16 protein-coding genes and 2 pseudogenes are annotated in these 18,972 nt (G+C 73.6%); 15 read left to right on the top strand and 3 right to left on the bottom strand.

All coding sequences use genetic code 11. From position 1 onward, the window contains the following. Positions 1-118: 118 nt before the first annotated feature. From AB0J86_RS23045 to AB0J86_RS23035, 3 genes are all read left to right on the top strand, one after another. On the top strand, positions 119-964 hold the full coding sequence (locus AB0J86_RS23045) for a DegV family protein (protein ID WP_363859645.1): 846 nt from the start codon (positions 119-121) through the stop codon (positions 962-964). A 265-nt stretch (positions 965-1,229) separates the two neighbouring features. Continuing rightward, entirely contained in the window at positions 1,230-2,180 is a 951-nt protein-coding gene (locus AB0J86_RS23040) for a ComEA family DNA-binding protein (RefSeq protein WP_363859644.1), read from the top strand. Between the two features lie 227 nt (positions 2,181-2,407). Next, entirely contained in the window at positions 2,408-4,753 is a 2,346-nt protein-coding gene (locus tag AB0J86_RS23035; protein ID WP_363859681.1) for a ComEC/Rec2 family competence protein, read from the top strand. Between the two features lie 50 nt (positions 4,754-4,803). Here AB0J86_RS23035 and AB0J86_RS23030 read toward each other — a convergent pair whose 3' ends face one another. Then, positions 4,804-6,117, bottom strand: coding sequence for an MFS transporter (locus tag AB0J86_RS23030; RefSeq protein ID WP_363859643.1), 1,314 nt, complete (start codon positions 6,115-6,117; stop codon positions 4,804-4,806). A gap of 148 nt (positions 6,118-6,265) precedes the next feature. Between AB0J86_RS23030 and AB0J86_RS23025 the strand changes: the two genes are divergently transcribed. From AB0J86_RS23025 to AB0J86_RS23015, 3 genes and pseudogenes are all read left to right on the top strand, one after another. After that, positions 6,266-6,700, top strand: a complete 435-nt coding sequence (locus tag AB0J86_RS23025; RefSeq protein ID WP_363859642.1) for a helix-turn-helix domain-containing protein — start codon at positions 6,266-6,268, stop codon at positions 6,698-6,700. A 263-nt stretch (positions 6,701-6,963) separates the two neighbouring features. Then, a complete protein-coding gene (gene holA / locus AB0J86_RS23020) occupies positions 6,964-7,947 on the top strand; it encodes a DNA polymerase III subunit delta (protein WP_363859641.1) in 984 nt (327 codons plus the stop codon). 3 nt (positions 7,948-7,950) lie between these two features. Next, a pseudogene (locus AB0J86_RS23015) lies at positions 7,951-8,325 on the top strand (hypothetical protein); the annotation flags it as partial. 702 nt (positions 8,326-9,027) lie between these two features. Here AB0J86_RS23015 and rpsT read toward each other — a convergent pair. Together rpsT and AB0J86_RS23005 are read right to left on the bottom strand one after the other, a co-directional pair. Continuing rightward, a complete protein-coding gene (gene rpsT / locus AB0J86_RS23010) occupies positions 9,028-9,294 on the bottom strand; it encodes a 30S ribosomal protein S20 (RefSeq protein WP_363859640.1) in 267 nt (88 codons plus the stop codon). 287 nt (positions 9,295-9,581) lie between these two features. Next, positions 9,582-10,607 carry a phosphotransferase gene (locus AB0J86_RS23005; protein WP_363859639.1) on the bottom strand — a complete coding sequence of 342 codons (1,026 nt, stop codon included), beginning with the start codon at positions 10,605-10,607 and terminating at the stop codon, positions 9,582-9,584. A gap of 75 nt (positions 10,608-10,682) precedes the next feature. Here AB0J86_RS23005 and AB0J86_RS23000 point away from each other — a divergent pair, with 75 nt between their 5' ends. The 9 genes and pseudogenes from AB0J86_RS23000 to AB0J86_RS22960 form a co-directional block, all read left to right on the top strand. Beyond that, complete coding sequence (locus AB0J86_RS23000; protein ID WP_363859638.1) at positions 10,683-11,222, top strand: DUF4240 domain-containing protein; 540 nt, start codon at positions 10,683-10,685, stop codon at positions 11,220-11,222. Positions 11,223-11,352: 130 nt separating this feature from the next. After that, positions 11,353-13,239: a translation elongation factor 4 gene (gene lepA, locus AB0J86_RS22995; protein ID WP_363859637.1), complete on the top strand. Its 1,887-nt coding sequence runs from the start codon at positions 11,353-11,355 to the stop codon at positions 13,237-13,239. Next, positions 13,236-13,781, top strand: a complete 546-nt coding sequence (locus AB0J86_RS22990) for an NUDIX domain-containing protein (protein ID WP_363859636.1) — start codon at positions 13,236-13,238, stop codon at positions 13,779-13,781. Before lepA ends, AB0J86_RS22990 begins: the two co-directional genes overlap by 4 nt. A 58-nt stretch (positions 13,782-13,839) precedes the next feature. Further along, complete coding sequence (locus AB0J86_RS22985) at positions 13,840-14,127, top strand: GlsB/YeaQ/YmgE family stress response membrane protein (protein ID WP_363859635.1); 288 nt, start codon at positions 13,840-13,842, stop codon at positions 14,125-14,127. Between the two features lie 193 nt (positions 14,128-14,320). After that, positions 14,321-15,607, top strand: coding sequence for a sugar ABC transporter substrate-binding protein (locus AB0J86_RS22980; protein WP_363859634.1), 1,287 nt, complete (start codon positions 14,321-14,323; stop codon positions 15,605-15,607). Beyond that, on the top strand, positions 15,604-16,593 hold the full coding sequence (locus AB0J86_RS22975) for a sugar ABC transporter permease (RefSeq protein WP_363859633.1): 990 nt from the start codon (positions 15,604-15,606) through the stop codon (positions 16,591-16,593). Before AB0J86_RS22980 ends, AB0J86_RS22975 begins: the two co-directional genes overlap by 4 nt. Continuing rightward, entirely contained in the window at positions 16,590-17,444 is an 855-nt protein-coding gene (locus AB0J86_RS22970; RefSeq protein WP_363859632.1) for a carbohydrate ABC transporter permease, read from the top strand. Before AB0J86_RS22975 ends, AB0J86_RS22970 begins: the two co-directional genes overlap by 4 nt. Before the next feature lie 92 nt (positions 17,445-17,536). Then, complete coding sequence (locus tag AB0J86_RS22965; protein ID WP_363859631.1) at positions 17,537-18,208, top strand: MOSC domain-containing protein; 672 nt, start codon at positions 17,537-17,539, stop codon at positions 18,206-18,208. A 178-nt stretch (positions 18,209-18,386) separates the two neighbouring features. Beyond that, positions 18,387-18,968 (top strand): annotated as a pseudogene (locus tag AB0J86_RS22960) (DedA family protein); the annotation flags it as partial. Positions 18,969-18,972 lie beyond the last annotated feature (4 nt).

Genomic DNA, 18,972 nt, shown 5'->3' with positions numbered 1-18,972 from the left:
CCGCTTGATCCCGTCGCGGGCGGTCCGGTGCCGCCGTCGCGGCGGGCGGGGCGCGCCCCGCCGGGGCTCCGACCGGCCGGCCTCGGCGCGGCCGGCCCCGATCGGTTACCGTGCCGGGATGCCCGTCGCGGTCGTCACCGACTCCACCGCATACCTTCCGGCCGAGTCGAGCCGGGCCCGCGACCTGACCGTCGTGCCGCTGACGGTCGTCCTCAACGGCACCCACGGGCGGGAGGGTGACGAGGTCACCCCCGCCGACGCGGTCCGGGCCCTGACCGCGCGGCGGGTCAGCGCCAGCACCTCCCGACCGGCGCCGGAACAGTTCGCCCAGGTCTACCGCCAGCTGCTCGACCGGGGCGCCACCGGCGTCGTCTCGCTGCACCTGTCGGCCCAGCTCTCCGGTACCGCCGAGGCGGCGGCACTGGCCGCCGGGGAGGTCGGGGACCGGGTCACCGTCGTCGACACCCGCTCGATCGGGATGGGCCTGGGCTTCCCGGTGCTCGCGGCCAGCGCGGCCGCCGCGGCGGGTGCCGGCCTGGCCGAGGTACGCGACGCCGCGCTCGACGCGGTCGCCCGCACCCACACCCTGTTCTACGTCGACACGCTCGAATTCCTGCGCCGGGGCGGCCGGATCAACGCCGCCTCGGCGCTGTTCGGTACCGCCCTGTCGGTCAAGCCGATCCTGCACGTACTCGACGGTGCCATCGCGCTGCGGGACAAGGTGCGTACCCCGAGTCGGGGCCTGGCCCGGCTGGTGGACCTGGCGCTGGAGGCGGCCGGGGACGCCCGGGTCGACGTCGCGGTGCACCACCTCGGCGCGCCGCACCGGGCCGAGGCGCTAATCGAGGCGCTGGCGGCCCGGTTCGGCGACCGGCTGCGGGAGCGGTACGTCACCGAGGCCGGCGCCGTCGCCGCGGTACACGCCGGCCCGGGGCTGGTCTGCGTGGTGGTACACCGGCGGTAGCCGGCCGGGTCGGCGGTCCGTGGGCGCCGGCTGGCGTGGCCCCCATCGGACGGTGATGGTCCTAGTCGGACGGTGTTGGGCCTGGCCGGACGGCGTGGGTCCTAGTCGGACGGTGTTGGTCCTGGTCGGACGGCGTTGGTCTGCTGGACGGTGCGTCCTTAGCAGATCGAGCCATGATCAGGGCTTTTTCCACAGCCGCCCGTACCGTCCACAGCCGAGCCGACGGAGCCGGCGCGGGCCGGTGCCCAACGGTTGACTTCCTCCCGTGCCGGACGACGAGGAGAACCTGGTGCGGGCGCGGCTGGCCCGGCTGCTGGCCAGAGCCACCGGCCCGCTGGCCCGCGCGCCGCTGCCCGCCGAGCCGTTGTCAACCGAGCGGCTACTCCACACCCCGCTCTCCGCCGATCCGCCACTCGGTGGAGCGCCGCCCAGAGAGGCATCGCCCAGAGAGGCATCGCCCAGTGGAGCGCCGCCCAGTGGAGCGTCGCCGAGCGGAGCGACCGACGCGGGGCCGACACTCGACGCACCCGCACCCGCACCCGCACCCGTCGCGGGCGGTCTCGCCCGGCTGGCCGGTCCGAGCGCCTTCGATCCGGGGCGTCGCGGCGTGAAGGCCATCGCGGTGGTGGCCTGCGTCGTGGTGCTCGGCGCCGCCGGCTGGGCGTGGTACGCCCGGCCCCGCACCGAGCCGGTTCCGGTCGCCGACGCCGCCGGTCCGTCCGCCGGTCCCGACCCGGCCCGGACCGGTGGCCCGAGCCCCGGCTCGGCGGAGCTGGTGGTCGCCGTCGCCGGCAAGGTACGCCGGCCCGGGCTGGTCCGCCTGCCGGTGGGGGCGCGGGTGGCCGACGCGTTGGACGCCGCCGGGGGCGTGCTCCCCGGAGTCGATCCCGCGCTGCTGAACCTGGCCCGGAAGGTCGCCGACGGCGAGCTGCTCCTGGTCGGCGTCACCGCCCCGCCCGGTGTCGCCGGGGTGGCCGAGCCGGGCGCGGGCCCCGGCGGTTCCGGCCCGGCCGGCGCCGGCGGCGGCAAGATCAACCTCAACACCGCGACGCTGGCGCAGCTCGACAACCTGCCCGGGGTCGGGCCGGTGCTCGCGCAGCGCATCCTCGACCACCGCGAACAGCACGGCGGTTTCCGCTCGGTCGGCGACCTGCGTCAGGTGCAGGGCATCGGGGACGCGCGCTACGAGGAGCTGAAAGACCTGGTGACGGTCTGATGACCGGCGACCACCCGGCGGGCCGGCGGTTCCGGTCCCGAGCCGAGGATCCGCCCGCGCCGCCGGCAACCCCGGCGACCCCGACGGCGCCAGCGGCGCCTGCGGTGCCCACGGCGCCCTCACCGCGCGCAGCCCTCGCCCCGCGCGCAGCCCTCGCCCCGCCCGCAGCCCTCGCCCCGCCGGCAGTCCCCGCGCCGGTCGAACCACCGCGTGACCGGCCACCGGACCTGCGGCTGGCCGGCCTCGCGGTCGCCACCTGGCTCACCGCGCTGGCCGGGCTCCACCTGCGCGCCCCGACCGTCCTGGTCGTCGTCGCCGTCGCCGGGGCGGCCGCGCTCGGCGCCGCCGCCCACCTGCTCCGGGCCGGCCGCTCCGGCACGGTCGAGCGGTACGGCTGGCTGGTGGTCGCGGTGCTGCTCGGCGCGGTCTGCGGCGGCGCCGCCACGGCCCCCCGGCTGGCCGTACGCGACGCGGCGGCCCTCGCCCGGCTGGCCGTCGAGCGCACGAACGTCACCGCGGAGCTGGTGGTACGCGACGACCCTCGGGCCGTCTCCGGGCCGGCCGGTCGACCGTCGACGCACCTCGTGCCGGCGCGGCTCGTCTGGCTGCGCGCCGCCGACGGGACCGGCCGGATCGAGGCCCCGGCCCGGATCCTGGTCCTGGCCAGCGACCCGGGCTGGCGGCGGCTCCTGCCCGGCCAGCGCCTCGTCGCCCAGGGACGGTTGGCCGTACCGCGCGGCGGCGACCTGACCGCCGCCGTCCTCTCGGTCGACACGGCACCGCAGCCGCGGGGACGCCCCTCGTGGGCCCAGCGCGCCGCCGGCGTACTGCGGGCGGGGCTGCAACGGGCCTGTGCCCCGCTGCCCGACGAGCCCGGGGGCCTGCTGCCCGGTCTGGTGGTCGGCGACACCAGCCGGCTGCCGAGCGAGGTCGAGGAGGACTTCCGTACCACCGGGATGACCCACCTGACCGCCGTGTCGGGCTCCAACGTGGCGATCGTGATCGGTCTCGTGCTGCTGCTGGCGCGCTGGGGCCGCGCCGGACCGTGGCTCGCCGCCGTCCTCTGCGGCCTGGCGCTGGTCGGCTTCGTGATCCTCGCCCGCCCCTCGCCCAGCGTGGTGCGCGCCGCCGCGATGGGGGCGGTCGGGCTCCTCGCGCTCGCCACCGGTCGCCCCCGCGCCGCGCTGCCCGCACTGGGAGGCGCCGTCACGGTCCTGGTCGTCGTCGACCCGGACCTCGCCGGTGACCCGGGCTTCGCGCTCTCGGTACTGGCCACCGGTGGGCTGCTGCTGATCGCGCCCCGGTGGCGCGACGCGCTGCGACGGCGGGGCGTGCCGGCGGGGGTGGCGGAGGCGCTGGCGATCCCGGCCGCGGCGCAGCTCGCCTGCGCGCCGGTGGTGGCCGGGCTCTCCGGCACGATCAGCGTGGTGGCGGTGCCGGCCAACCTGCTCGCGGTACCGGCGATCGCCCCGGCCACCGTGTTGGGGGTCGGTGCCGCCGTGGTGTCGCCGCTCTGGCCGGCCGGTGCGGAGTTCGCCGCCTGGCTCGGCGGCTGGCCCGCCTGGTGGCTGGTGCTGGTGGCCCGGTACGGGGCGCGGCTGCCCGCCGGCACCCTGCCCTGGCTGGGCGGCGCCGCCGGTGGGCTGCTGCTCGGCGGGCTCACCGTGGCGCTGCTGGTGGCCGCCCGCCACCCGCTGGTGCGCCGGCTGCTGGCGGTCGTCGCGGTCGCCGTGGTCGTCGGGGCGCTGCCGGTGCGCCTCGTGGCGACCGGCTGGCCGCCGGCCGGCTGGGCGATCGTGGCCTGCGCGGTCGGTCAGGGCGACACGGTCGTGCTACCGGTCGCGGCCGGCCAGGCGGTGGTGGTCGACACCGGACCCGATCCCTCGGCCGCCGATCGCTGCCTGCGCCGGCTCGGGGTGCGGGCGGTACCGCTGCTGATCATCAGTCACTTCCATCTGGATCACACCGGCGGCGTCGAGGGAGTCTTCCGGGGGCGCCGGGTGGCGGCGGTCGCCACTCCGCAGTGGCCCGAACCGGCGGCGGGCCGGGAGGCGGTCCGCGTCGCGGCCGCGGCGGCCGGTGCGCCGGTACGGCCGGTCGAGGCCGGCTGGACGTACGCGGCGGGACAGGTGGAGCTGACGCTGCTCGGACCGCCCCAGCCGATGCGCGGTACGAGGTCGGATCCGAACAACAACTCCCTGGTGCTCCGGGCCCGCGTGCACGGGGTGACCGTGCTGCTCGCCGGCGACGCCGAGACCGAGGAGCAGCGGGCGTTGCTCGACCGGCTGCCGGCCGCGGACCTGCGGGCGGACGTGCTCAAGGTGGCCCACCACGGCTCGGCCTACCAGGAACCCGCCTTCCTCGACGCCGTCGACCCGACCGTCGCGCTGGTCTCGGTCGGGGTTGACAACGGGTACGGCCATCCGAACCCGGCGATCCTGTCCCGGCTGGCCCGGGGCGGCGCCCGGGTGCTGCGTACCGACGCCGACGGCGACTCGGCGGCGGTAGTCCGGGACGGTCGTCTCGCGGTGGCCAGGCACGGGCTCGGCTCCGTCGAGCGCGGAAGGAGGTAGTACGCGAACAGGAGAACGCTGTGCCGCGCCGGGCTCCGGTCGAGGCGGCGTCACAACCGCAGGTTTCGCCCGAGCCGGCCTGGTACCGCGTCGGTCGGCGGCGGCGTGCGCCGACCCTGAGCGGCGTCGGTCACCGCAGCACTGATTGCCGAGGGCGCAGCGCTGATCGCCGAGGGCGCAGCGTTGGTCGGCGAGGGCACCGGATGCCGCCGGTGTGCCGCCCACACGACGAGTCCGGCGGCGGCGTAGCCCGCACCGAGCAGCGCCGCTCCCGGCCAGCCCTCGGCCGCGTAGGCCCAAGCCGTCGAGATGGCCCCGAGGGCGGAGCCGAGCGAGTAGAAGACCATGTACGCGCCGATCGTCGCGCTGCTCCGCTCGGGGTGCGACGAGGTGAGGAGATGTTGGTTGCTGACGTGTACGGCCTGCACCGCGAAGTCGAGCAGGATGATCCCGGCGCCGAGCAGCCACAGCGAACGTCCGGCCTGTCCACTGAGCGCCCACGAGACGATCAGGGCGAGCAGGGACCAGCCGGCGACCGGACTGGCGTATCCGCGATCGGCCCAGCGGCCGGCACCGGCGGCGGCGAGGGCGCCGGCGAGACCGGCGAACCCGAACAGGCCGATCTGGGTCGGCGTCAGGTGCCAGGGGGCGGCGCCGAGCGGAAGCGCGATGCCGCTCCAGAGCGTCCCGAAGGAGGCGAACAGGAAGAAGGCGATCAGTGCCCGGCCGCGGAACGCCCGGTCCCCGGCGACGAGCCGCCCCATCGCGGCGACCCTCCGCCGGTAACCGGCGCGGTCCTGCTCGCGGCGCTCCGGCGGCAGCGCGGCCAGTACCAGGACCGCCAGGAGCAGCGAGGCCGTGGCCAGCGCGACGTACACGGCACGCCAGCCGGCCAGGTCGGCCAGGAAGCCGGCGACGGTACGGGCGCCGAGGATGCCGATCACCACGCCGGAGGTGACGACGCCGATGTTCCGGCCTCGTTCGCGCGCGGGTGACAGTGCCGCGGCGTACGCGACGGCGATCTGCACCACCACCGAGAACAGCCCCGCGACGCCCAGCCCGATCAGCGCGAACGGGGCGGTGCTCGAAGCCGCGACGACGCCGGTCCCCACGGCGGTCAGCGCGAGCTGGGCGGCGATGAGCCGGCGCCGGTCGAGCACGTCGCCCAGCGGTACGAGCGCGACGAGCCCGAGCAGGTACCCGACCTGACCGGCGGCGACCAGCCAGCCCAGGTCGGCTGCCGGCAATCCGAGATCGGCGCCGGCGTCCGCCAGCACCGGTTGCGCGGCGTAGATGTTCGCCACTGCGACCGCGCACACCACCGCGAGCAGCGACCTTCGCCGACCGTCCAAGCCCTCCGGCACCAGCTTCCCCGTTCAGTAGCATTTTGCAACCGATTGGAGGGTAGGGCAGAATGGTTTCGAAACGCAACTCATTGGGGGTACGTGGATCATGGCAGCTCGGCAGCCGGTCGCTCCCGGCGGTGATCGCTGGACGGATCCGACCTGTCCGGTGGCGCGAACCGTCGACCTCGTCGGCGACCGGTGGAGTCTGCTCATCGTCCGCGACGCGATGGACGGCGCCGCCACCTTCACGGAATTCCGCGACCGTCTCGGGATCGCCCGCAACATCCTCACCGACCGCCTACGTCGGCTCGTCGAGCACGGCATCCTGGCCCAGGAGCCGGCGCCCTCGGGCAGGCGGCAGACCTACGTGCTGACCGAGGCCGGTGAGGACCTGTTCACCACGGTCGTCGCGCTCCGGCAGTGGGGCGAGCGGCACGCCTTCGGCGCGGGCGAGGAGCACTCGGTGCTTGTGGACGAGCGCGGAGCCGCGGTACCCGAACTCCGGGCCGTCGACGGCGCGGGCCGGCCGCTCGGCACCAGGACGACGTACGTGCGGAAGGTCTCCCGGTCGACCGGGCCCCGGGCCGGGACCGCCGGATAGTGGCGCTCGCCCGGGGTGGGCGTGCTCGCGGTGGCCCCGGGAACCGGGCCGGGGGAGCGGCGGCCAGGACCCCTGGCAGGACGCGCCGTTCGCGTACTCAGCGCAGTTGGGCGAACACTTTGAAGCAGGTACGCGTGGAAGTTCCACGATATTCTGGAGGAGATTACCCGGGATTAAGATAAATGTCTTGATTTGCGCTAAGTGCGGGGTCAACCGCGAAGAGAGCGGAGAGCAGGCCGAATGCGCGCTGATCGCGTGCGAGTATGACGGACGTGACCGCTGCCAACCTCGCTCCCGTTCTCCTCGTCCTCGGCGACGAGGAACTGCTCGCCAGCCGCGCGGTCGCCGAGGCGGTCGCGGCGGCGCGGGACCTCGATCCCGACGCGGACGTCCGGGAGTACGAGGGTGGCGCGCTGACCCCGGGCGAGGTCGCCGAGATGCTCAGCCCGTCGCTCTTCGGCGGCCGGCGGGTGCTCGTACTGCGGGCCGGGCAGGACGCCCGCAAGGACCTGGTCGCCGCGCTGCTGGCGTACGCGAAGAACCCCGACCCCGACGTGCACCTGATCGTGGCGCACGCCGGCGGCGCGAAGGGTAAGGCCTTCGCCGAGGGGCTGCGTACGGCCGGCGCGCACGTCGTGGCCGCGGCGAAGCTCAAGGGGCACCGCGAGCGGGTCGCCTTCGTTCGCGAGGAGATCAAGCGCGGCGGCGGACGCTGCACCGAGGAGGCGGCCGAGGCGCTGCTCGCCGCGGTCGGCAACGACCTGCGCGAGATCGCCTCCGCCTGCTCCCAACTGCTCGCCGACACCGACGGGAAGATCGGCGTCGACACGGTCGCCCGCTACTACCGGGGACGGGCCGAGGTGAGCGGCTTCACGGTCGCCGACGCCGCCATGGTCGGCGACGTGCCCGGTGCGCTGGAGGCGTTGCGCTGGGCGCTGCACGTCGGCGTCGACCCGGTACCGATCGCCGACGCGATCGCCGACGGCGTCCGTACGGTCGCCCGGGTGGCCTCGGCCGGTCGCGGCAGCGCGTACCAGTTGGCGAGCACCCTCGGGATGCCGGCCTGGAAGATCGAGCGCGCGCAGCGCCAGGGGCGCGGTTGGACCCCCGAGGGGCTGGTCGACGCCATGCAGGCGGCGGCCGAGTGCAACGCCGCCGTCAAGGGCGGCTCCGACGACCGGGGCTATGCGCTGGAACGGGCCGTCTTCGCCGTCGCCCGGGCCCGGCGGGGAAGCGGTGCCGGATGATCCATGGGAAAGGTTGCCCGCGATGAGGGGCGGTCCGTGGTGACCCGGCAGGCCAGTCCGGCCTGGGCGGGACCGAGCCCCGAGGAGGAGCGGCTGCGGCCGCTGTACTCGCGCGTGCTCGGCCTGCGCCACGTGAACCCGGGCGGGCTGCTCTGCTTCTTCTTCTTCGAGGGGGCCGTCTGCTTCGCGGTGCTGCTCGGGTTGGCGGAGTTGGTCAGCTGGTGGGCCGTGCTGCTCCTGCCGGCCTCGGTCGCCGCGATGGTCAAGGTCAACGACGAGGTGGCCGCGGCCGTGGCGCGCTCCGCGGCCCGGGTACCGCAGGCGGAGCGGGAGCGGTTCCGCCGCGAGATGCAGCCGGCGGTGGGCCGGGCCGCGGTACCGGAATCGTCCGTCACCGTCGCGTTCGCCGCGCCCGCCCCGCCGATCCGCGTGCCCGTCCCGCCGCGACCGGTACGCCGCAGGCCCGGCTGGTTCACCCTGGTCCGGGACGCTCGGCGGCTCCCGCTGGCCCTGCCCCGGTCCGTACGGGAGCGGTGCCTCACCCTGGAGGGGCCGATCGACGACGACGGGCCGCCCGAGCCGGGCCCGACCCAGCAGCCACGCGGTGTCCAGCGGACCGAACCGCCGGCGACGGGCCGACCCCGCCGGCCGAAGGGCTGCTCGCTCAACGCGCACCCGCTGGAGCAGTTCGAACAGCAGCAGCCGTGGCAGTGGCCACCGGGCCTCGACCCGCCCACCTCCGCCCCGCAACGGGCCCGCCAGTCGGGCAGGCGCCGCTACGGGTGACGTCCGTCGTACGAGCGGCGCCGCCCGGATCGTGCGGGCGGGCACCCGTCGTACGAGCGGCGCCGCGCGCACCCGGGCGGGCGGCGTACCGGTGGTGAAACGCACTGGCCGCGGCGAGTGGGCGCGCGGGGCGATGGCCCCGCCAAGACGCCGCGCGGTCCGCGACGCGCCGACCGGGTCGAATGAGCGCGGGGCGGCGGGCACGCCAAGACGCCGCCCGAGTCAGCTCGGGCGGCGTCTCGAAAGATTCACGTCGGGCGTACGCCCGAGGCGGGGCCTACGGGCACCCGGGTGTCAGGCGGCGATCGAGTCGAGGCGCTTGGCGATGGCCGACTTGCGGTTGGCCGCCTGGTTCTGGTGGATCACACCCTTGCTCGCCGCCTTGTCCAGCATCCGCGACGCGTCGCGCATCAGCGTGGTGGCCAGCTCGGCGTCGCCGGCCTCGCTCGCCGCGTTGAACTTGCGGATCGCGGTCTTCAGCGACGACTTGACCGACTTGTTGCGCAGCCGGCGCTTCTCGTTCTGCCGGTTGCGCTTGATCTGGGATTTGATGTTCGCCACGCGACAGCCTCGTCCTGGTAGCTCGGGTTGGTCTGCTTGCCGCGCAGGCGACGGTATCGCGTCGCCGCGCGCGAAGAGCCAGGTTACCAGGTCGGCGCGGTCGGGACCAAAACGGCCGGACGGCGCACCGCAGCTCAGGCCCCCGCGCAGCCCGGGGCGAGGCCGGCGCCCGCGGCCGGACCGAAGACCGTACCCAGGTTCGGCCGCGGGCCGAGGCCACCGAGGCGCACCCCCGCGTCGAGGCCGGAGCGGTGGGCGGGCGGATCCCGTCGACCCCCTGACCGCCGCTACCGGAGGTCGCCGCCGGGCGCCAGCTCCGTCCAGCCCTGGCGCTCGGCCAGCCAGGCCAGCGCCAGCTCCCCGCTCCACCGCTGGTGTCCCCGTACGTGCGGCGAGGCGGTGGTCGGCCCGGCCTCGGCCCGGACCAGCCAGTACCCGCAGAGCGCGGCGAGCGCGGCGTCCAGCCCGTCGGGCGGGGCGCCCGCGGCCGCGGGCTGGGCCGCGAAGATCGCATCCGCGTCCAGCCCGGAGGCGTACGCGGTGACCAGCAGCCCGGCCAGGTCGAACCAGGCCGGCCCGTGGCAGAGCCAGTTCCAGTCGCAGAACCACGCCCGCCCGTCGCCGTCGATCAGCACGTTGTCCAGCCGCAGGTCGCAGTGGATCACCGACCCGGTCTCCGCGTACCCCGTCTCCGCGTACCGGGGGAGGCGGGACTCCAGCGCCACCAGCTCGGGCAGCCGCTCGCGTACCGGTGGCGGCAGGGCGGGCATCGGCTCGTGGCCGGCGGCGATCTCCCGCCACCAGGCGAGGTCGGCGACGGCCAGCCCGGCCAGCGTGGGCAGCCCGACGCGGAGCAGCTCGGCCGGCGGTTCGCGCAGCGCCACGGCGATCCGGGCGTACCCGGCGAGGGTGGCCTCCAGCTCGGCGGGGCGCCACGGCAGCGCGGGCACCCGCCCGTCGACCGCCGCCAGGCAGAGCACGAAGTGACCGGCGGCCACCAGGCTCCAGCGCGGTCGCGGTACCGCGATCCCCGCCGGCAGGGCGGCGGTGACGGCGGCCTCGCGGGCGTACCAGTCGCACAGGTCGGGCTGGTCGCTCAGGGAGGCGGCCTTGACGAAGACCCGGTCGCCGCCGGCCGTGTCGAGCACCGCGGCGAACCCCCGGGTGAAGCCCGCCCCGGCGGTCCGGGCCGCGACCACCGGCGCCCCGAGCCGGTCCTCGATCGCGGTACGCAGTGGCGCCGGCAGCTCGGCCCAGTCGGGGCGTACCGCCGTCGCGTCGTACGGGACGGCCGGCAGCGAGATGGGGCGCACCCGTCCATCGTGCCCGACCCCTGGCCGCACCCGCTGCCGGCGCGGGCGGCGCCCGGTCTGTCAGACTGCCGGGTCATGAGGACCGATGCGTTCTGGGCGCTGATCGACGAGGCTCGGACCGGTGCCGGCGGGGACACCGAGGCGATCGCCACCCGGGCCGCCGCGCTGCTGGCCCGGCGGGACGTCACCGAGATCGCCGGCTGGCAGCGGCACCTGCGGCGGGTGCTGGCGGCGTCGTACCGGGTGGACCTGTGGGGCGCGGCGTACCTGATCAACGGCGGCGCCTCGGACGACGGGTTCGAGTACTTCCGGGGCTGGCTGATCGGCCAGGGACGGGAGGTCTTCGCCCGGGCCGTCGCCGAACCGGACACCCTCGCCGAGCTGCCCCCGATCCGCCAGGCCGCCGCGACCGGGGAGGAGTTCGAGAGCGAGCGCATGCTGGGCATCGCCGCCGACGCGTACCGGCAGGCCACCGCCGCCGAGCTGCCGCCCGACCCGGACCCGGTGCCGTACCCGGAGATCAGCGACGACTTCTGGGACTTCGACGACGAGGAGGAGGCGCGGCGCCACCTGCCCCGCCTCGCGGCCCTCTTCACCGAACCACCGCCCGAGTAGCGAGCGAGCGTGCCGCCGCTGGGCGCCGCGAGCACCGCGAGCGCGGGATTACCGCCCCGTGGGACCATAGGAACGGGCCGGACTCTGCCGGCCCGCGCTGTCATCATCCAGCCGAGAAGAACGGACCGCTGTGCCACCGACGCCCGACTCCGGCGTGAACGCTCCCGGTGCTACCGACCCCGGTCGCATCCGGAACTTCTGCATCATCGCTCACATCGACCACGGCAAGTCGACCCTGGCCGACCGGATGCTCCAGCTCACGGGCGTGGTCGACCCGCGGCAGATGCGTGACCAGTATCTCGACCGGATGGACATCGAGCGGGAGCGTGGCATCACCATCAAGAGCCAGGCGGTCCGCATGCCGTGGACCGTGCGCGAGGGCGCCCAGCAGGGCGAGCGCGCCGTGCTCAACATGATCGACACTCCGGGGCACGTGGACTTCACGTACGAGGTCTCGCGCTCGCTGGCGGCCTGCGAGGGCGCGGTGCTGCTGGTCGACGCGGCGCAGGGGATCGAGGCCCAGACGCTGGCGAACCTCTACCTGGCGCTGGAGAACGACCTGCACGTCATCCCGGTGCTCAACAAGATCGACCTGCCGGCGGCGCAGCCGGACAAGTTCGCCGAGGAGCTGGCGCACCTGATCGGCTGCGACCCGAGCGACTGCATTCGGGTCTCCGGCAAGACCGGGGAGGGCGTGCCGCACCTGCTCGACGAGATCGTCCGGCAGTTCAAGGCCCCCACCGGGAACTCGGAGGTGCCGGCCCGTGCCATGATCTTCGACTCCGTCTACGACGTGTACCGGGGCGTGGTGACGTACGTCCGGGTGGTGGACGGGCGGATCGAGGCCCGGGACCGGATCAAGATGATGTCCACCGGCGCCGTGCACGAGCTGCTGGAGATCGGTGTCATCTCGCCGGAGATGCAGAAGGCCGACGCGCTCGGGGTCGGCGAGGTGGGCTACCTGATCACCGGCGTGAAGGACGTCCGGCAGTCCCGGGTCGGCGACACGGTCACCATCAACGCCCGGCCGGCCAGCGAGCCGGTGGGCGGTTACAAGGACCCGAAGCCGATGGTCTACTCCGGCCTCTACCCGATCGACGGTTCGGACTACCCCGACCTGCGCGAGGCGCTGGACAAGCTCAAGCTGAACGACGCCGCGCTCAGCTACGAGCCGGAGACCTCGGGCGCGCTCGGCTTCGGCTTCCGCTGCGGCTTCCTCGGCCTGCTCCACCTGGAGATCATCCGCGAGCGGCTGGAGCGCGAGTTCGGTCTGGACCTGATCTCGACCGCCCCGAACGTGGTCTACCGGGCGGTGCTGGAGGACGGTACCGAGGTCACGGTCACCAACCCCAGCGAGTACCCGACCGGCAAGATCGCCGAGGTGCACGAGCCGGTGGTGCGGGCGACCGTACTCACCCCGAACGACTACGTCGGCGCGGTGATGGAGCTGTGCCAGGGGCGGCGCGGCACGCTGCTGGGGATGGACTACCTCTCCACGGACCGGGTGGAGCTGCGCTACACCCTGCCGCTCGCCGAGATCATCTTCGACTTCTTCGATCAGCTCAAGAGCCGTACCAAGGGTTACGCCTCGCTGGACTACGAGCCCTCCGGCGAGCAGGTGTCGGACCTGGTCAAGGTCGACATCCTGTTGCACGGCGAGCCGGTGGACGCGTTCAGCGCGATCGTCCACAAGGACAAGGCGTACAACTACGGCGTCAACATCGCCGCGAAGCTGCGTACCCTCATCCCGCGCCAGCAGTTCGAGGTGCCGATCCAGGCGGCGATCGGCAGCCGGGTCATCGCCCGCGAGACCATCCGCGCGATCCGCAAGGACGTGCTGGCCAAGTGCTACGGCGGTGACATCACCCGCAAGCGGAAGCTGCTGGAGAAGCAGAAGGAGGGGAAGAAGCGGATGAAGATGGTCGGCCGGGTCGAGGTACCGCAGGAGGCCTTCATCGCCGCGCTCTCCACCTCGGACAGCGGGGGGGACGGACGCTCGTCCGGCGGAAAGAAGTGACCCCGCGCGGGTACGGCCCCGACGCCTCGTTCTGTCCCCGCTGCGGTGGGCGGCTGCCGGCGGCACCGCCGACCAGCTGCCCGGGCTGCGGCTACCAGCTCTTCGTCAACGCTCGCCCGACCGTGGGGCTGATCGTGCTGGACGACTCCCACGGTCGTACCCGGTTCCTGACGCTGCTGCGGGCCGCCGAGCCGATGGCCGGGCGGTGGGAGATGCCGGGCGGCTTCTGCGACGGCTGGGAGCACCCGGCCGACGCGGCGGTGCGCGAGGCCCGGGAGGAGCTGGGCGTCGAGATCAGGCTGGGTGACTTCGTCGGCATGTACCTGGGCGACTACGACTTCCAGGGCGAGCGGCTGCCCGTGCTCGACAGCTACTACCTCGCCACGCTCCCGGACGGGGAGATCAGCCTGAACCCGGCCGAGTCCGCCGACCTGGCCTGGTACGACCTGGTCGACCCGCCGCCGCTCGCGTTCGCCACGATGGACGCCGCCGTGCGGGACGCGGCGCGACAACTCGGACTTCGATCCGGTTTGGGTTCCTGAGCACCCGGGAACTAAGCGGTCACACGGACAAGACGTGGACCCCCGGAGGAGGACGACCATGGAACTCACTGTTGTGGGCATCATTTCCGCGCTCATCGTCGGCCTGATCGTCGGTGCGCTGGGACGCCTGATCGTGCCGGGCCGCCAGAACATGCCGATGTGGCTGCACATGCTGATCGGTGTGGGTGCGGCGCTACTGGGCACGGTGCTGGCCCGGGCGGTGGGGATCGCGACCGAGACCTCCGGCGTCGACTGGGGCGAGCTGCTCGTCCAGGTGGTCGTGGCCGCGATCGCGGTGGCGATCGTTTCGGGCATCGGCGGGCGCCGCAGCGTGAGCCGGTACTGATGTCGCGCTAGTTTCTCTGGCAATCTGCGTAGGGGGCGCCCGGCCGTACGGCCCGGCGCCCCCTACGCTGCTGGTGGTGACCCTCCCGGGCCGCCCGGAGAGTTTCCGCAGCCATCCCCTGTCGTAAAGGATTTTTTCCCACTAGGGTGCGGCGGGGAAGGTTAGTGCCGGATGGGTGCGAGGGAGACGTGTCGTGAACAGGTGGAGAGGGTTGGTTCCGGTCACCGCCGTGATGGCCTCGGCCGCGATGCTGCTCGCCGGCTGCGGCGGGTCCGGCGACGACGAGGGCGCCGACACGAGCAAGCTGACGGTCTGGATGATGGGCGCCGGCAGCGACCAGCAGAACGCCTTCCTGGACGGCGTCGAGACCGAGTTCAGGCAGAAGCATCCCGACACCGACGTCGTCGTGCAGTACATCCCCTGGCTGGAAGCGCCGAAGAAGTTCCAGACCGCGCTGGCCGGCGGTGACGGCCCCGACGTGACCGAACTCGGCAACACCGAGACGCAGGGCTGGGCCGCCCAGGAGGCGCTCGCCGACGTGAGCGACCGGTTCGCCAACTGGCCCGAGGGCAAGGACATCCTGCCCGACCTGCTGCGCAACGCGCAGCTCGACGGCAAGCAGTACGGCGTGCCCTGGTACGCCGGGGTGCGGGCCATCTACTACCGCGCCGACTGGTTCAGCGAGCTGGGTCTGCAACCGCCGAAGACCTGGGACGACCTGGTGACGGTCGCCAAGACCGTGCAGCAGCGCAAGCCCGGCACCTACGGCTTCGCCCTGCCCGGCAACTCGGAGCTGCCCTTCTACTCGTTCCTCTGGTCGGCCGGCGGCGAGATCGCCACCAAGCAGGGCGACACCTGGAAGTCCGGCTACACCACGCCCGAGGCGAAGAAGGCGATCAAGTTCTGGACCGACCTGGTCACCGTGCAGAAGGTGGCCCCGCCCGCGGCGGCCGGCTGGAACGAGCTCGACGCGCAGACGCAGTTCGCCACCGGCAAGGCCGCGATGGCCGTCGCCGGCAGCTGGTCGCAGACCGCGATGACCAAGGCCAACCCCGACATCGCCAAGGTGTGGGGCGCGTTCCCGATCCCCGGCCCGACCGGGCAGCCGGCGCCCGCCTTCGCCGGCGGTTCCGACGTCGCCATCTGGCAGGACAGCAAGAAGCAGGAGCTGGCCTGGGACTACGTGACGGTGCTGCTCAACAAGCAGAACGCGCAGAAGTGGGCGACCGGCCTGAAGTTCTTCCCGGTCTACTCCGATCTGACCTCGCCCGACGCGTACGCCAACGACAAGCTGATGGCGCCGTTCGCCACCGTCATGCAGCACACCAAGTCCACTCCGAACACTCCGAAGTGGGTCGAGGTGAGCCGCAACAAGACCGTCACCCAGACCATGAACAGCTCGATCATCAAGGGCACGGGTCTGGACCAGGCGGTCGCCACCGCGGCCACCGAGATGGATCAGATCCTCAACGCCAAGTGAGCACGCTGACCGGGGTACCGGAGACCGTCGAGGCCGGCGAGCGCGCGGTGCGCGTACGCCGGCCCCGGCGCCGGCCGGACCGGATACCGTACCTGCTGCTCCTGCCCTGCCTCGCGGTGATCGGCGTACTGCTGCTCTGGCCGCTCGGCCAGGTCGTGGTGATGTCGTTCCACCAGCTGGGCATCCGCGAGCTGCGCGGCGACCGGGAGTGGCCGTGGGTCGGGCTGGGCAATTACGGCGAGATCCTCGGCGACCCGTTCTTCCGCACGGTGCTGCGCAACACCGTGCTCTTCGCCGCCGCGAACGTGGTCCTCACGATGATCCTCGGTACCCTGGTCGGCCTGCTGCTCAACCGGCTCGGCCGGCGCATGGCGGCCTTCGTCGGCGGCTGCGTGATGCTGGCCTGGGCGACCCCGGCGCTGACCGGCGCGATCGTCTGGAAGTGGCTCTTCGACGACACCAGCGGCCTGGTCACCTGGGCCTTCAACGAGCTGCCCGACGGGCTGTCGCGGGCGTTGTTCGGCCGCACCGACTGGACCGGGTACGGCTGGTTCAACTCGCCGCTGACCTTCTTCGGGGTGCTCACCCTCGTGGTGGTGTGGCACTCCTTCCCCTTCGTGGCGGTGAGCGTGCTCGCCGGGCTCAGGAGCGTGCCGGGCGAGCTGTACGAGGCGGCCCGGGCCGACGGCGCCGGGTCCTGGCGGATCTTCTGGAAGATCACCTTCCCGTTGCTGCGCCCGGTCTTCGGCGTGCTCGTGGTCCTCTCCACCATCTGGGACTTCAAGGTCTTCACCCAGCAGTTCGTCCTGGCCGGCGGCACCCAGGACCGGTCGACCTTCATGCTGGCCATCTACTCGTACGCCGTGGCCTTCTCGCCCCCGCCCAAGTACGGGGTCGGCTCGGCGATCGCGGTGATCCTCACCGTCATCCTGCTGGTGGTGACGGCGATCTACGTACGCATGGTGCTACGCCAGGAGGAGTCGTGACGACGCGGCGCCGGCCTCGCCCCGCACGGGTGGCCGCCAACCTCGCCGGCCTGGTGGTGGCGGCCTTCGCCGTCTTCCCGGTGTTCTGGATGATCTCGACGTCGGTCAAGCCGAACCGGGAGATCTTCTCCGCCACGCCCCGGCCCCTGCCCGCCCACCCGACGCTGGAGCACTACCGGGACGTCCTGGCCGGCGAGCTGATCCCCGGGGTCGGCTTCCCGCGGTTCCTGGCCAACAGCGCGCTGGTCGCGGGCGCCACGGTGCTGCTCAGCGGGCTGATCGCGCTGCTCGCGGCGACCGCGGTGGCCCGCTACCGGTTCCGGCTGCGGACCTCGTTCCTGGTCATGCTGCTGGTGGTGCAGATGATCCCGCTGGAGGCGCTGGTCATCCCGCTCTTCCTGATGATCCGTCGACTGGGGCTCTACAACACGCTGCCCAGCCTGATCCTGGTCTACCTCGGCTTCTCGCTGCCGTTCGCGGTCTGGATGCTGCGCGGCTTCGTGGCGGCGGTGCCGAAGGACCTGGAGGAGGCGGCGGCGATCGACGGGGCGAACCGGTTCCAGGTTTTCTGGCGGATCCTGCTGCCGCTGGTGGCGCCCGGCCTCGTGGCCACGAGCATCTTCTCGTTCATCACCGCGTGGAACGAGCTGATCTTCGCGCTCACCTTCATCAGTACGGAGAACCGCTACACCGCGCCGGTCGCGCTGACCTTCTTCTTCGGCCGGGACGACACCGCCTGGGGGGCGGTCATGGCCGCCTCGACCCTGCTCACCCTGCCTGTGATGATCTTCTTCGTGGTGGTGCAGCGGCGCATGGTCACCGGCCTCACCGCCGGCGCCGTGAAGGGCTGAGCCCGAGGCGCGGGCCGGCGGCGCACATGCTGGGCCGGCGGGGCGCGAAAAGGGGTGGCCGGGTCGCCACGGGCGGACCGTAGGCTGGCGCCATGACGGGTGAACTGGTATCGGTCAACCTCGGCGTCGTCACCGAGGCGGCCTGGGCGGGGGACAGCAGCGGGCGCAGCGGCATCGACAAGCGCCCCGCCGCCGGCCGCGTCAGCCTCGGGCCGGAGGGGGCGGCCGGCGACTTCATCGGCGAGCGGTCGGCGCACGGCGGGGTGGACAAGGCCGTCTACGCGTACGGGCGCGAGGACGCGGCCTGGTGGGAGCGGGAGTTGGAGCGTGAACTCCCGCCGGGCGCCTTCGGCGAGAACCTCACCACCCGGGGCGTGGAGTTGACCGGGGCGGTGATCGGGGAGCGCTGGGCGGTCGGCTCGGCGCTGCTGGAGGTGAGCACGGTCCGCACCCCCTGCGCCACGTTCGCCGGCTACTGGGGCGTACCGGACCTGATCAAGCGGTTCACCCGGCGCGGCACGCCCGGGGCGTACCTGCGGGTGGTCGGCGCGGGCGAGGTGGGCGCCGGGGACGCGATCGAGGTGGTGCACCGCCCGGAGCACGGGGTCACCATCGGCGACGTCTTCCGCGCCCTCACCGGCGAACCGGCGCTGCTGCCCCGCCTGCTGGACGCCCCCGAACTCCCCGGCTACGTGCGGGCACGGGTCCAGCGCCGGCTCGCCCCGCCGTCGACGACCTCCCCGGCGGGAGCCGGCGCCGACTGATCCGCCGGCTCCGCTCCGCCCGGATCCGCACGCCCAGCGCCGGATCCGCCCATCGGCCCGATCCGCCCCGCCGGCCGGATCTGTCGAAGGTCACGGCCGCACCCCTGAGAAAAGTCAGGGGCGTCGCACCTCTTTCGTCCGCTGATGGCGGCGCCGTGAGCTTCGTACCGTCCGTTCCATGATGGAAATGCTGGAGTCGGCGATCACGTCGCCGTGGGTCTACCTCGCGCTGTTCGCCATCGCGGTGCTCGACGGGTTCTTCCCGGTCGTGCCGTCCGAGACCATGGTGATCACCGCCGGGGTCTTCGCCGCCAGCGGCGAACCGGAGTTGCTACCGGTCATCGGGGTCGCCGCGCTGGGCGCGTTCGTGGGCGACCACATCTCCTACGAGATCGGCCGGCGCGCGGGGAGTCGCCTGCCGCACCGGCTCCGGCCCGGCAGCCGCCGCCGCAGGGCGTTCGACTGGGCCGCGGACGCCCTCGCCGTACGCGGCGGGCTGCTGCTCGTCGTCGCGCGGTACGTACCGGGCGGCCGGACCGCGGCGACGCTCACCACGGGCGCGGTCGGCTACCCCCGGCGCAGGTTCGCCCTGTTCGACGCGCTCGCGGCCGGATCGTGGGGACTCTACTCGGCCCTGGTCGGATACCTCGGCGGCGCCGCGTTCGAGCACGACAAGGTCAAGGGGCTGCTGTTCGGGCTGGGGCTCGCCGCGAGCGTCACCGTGCTGGTCGAGCTGGTCCGCTGGGCCCGCCGCGCGAGGAACT

Origin of the sequence: Micromonospora sp. NPDC049559 (assembly GCF_040676675.1) — a bacterium.
Classification (GTDB): Bacteria; Actinomycetota; Actinomycetes; order Mycobacteriales; family Micromonosporaceae; genus JBFAPK01.
This window is presented reverse-complemented; position numbering and strand designations above follow the sequence as displayed.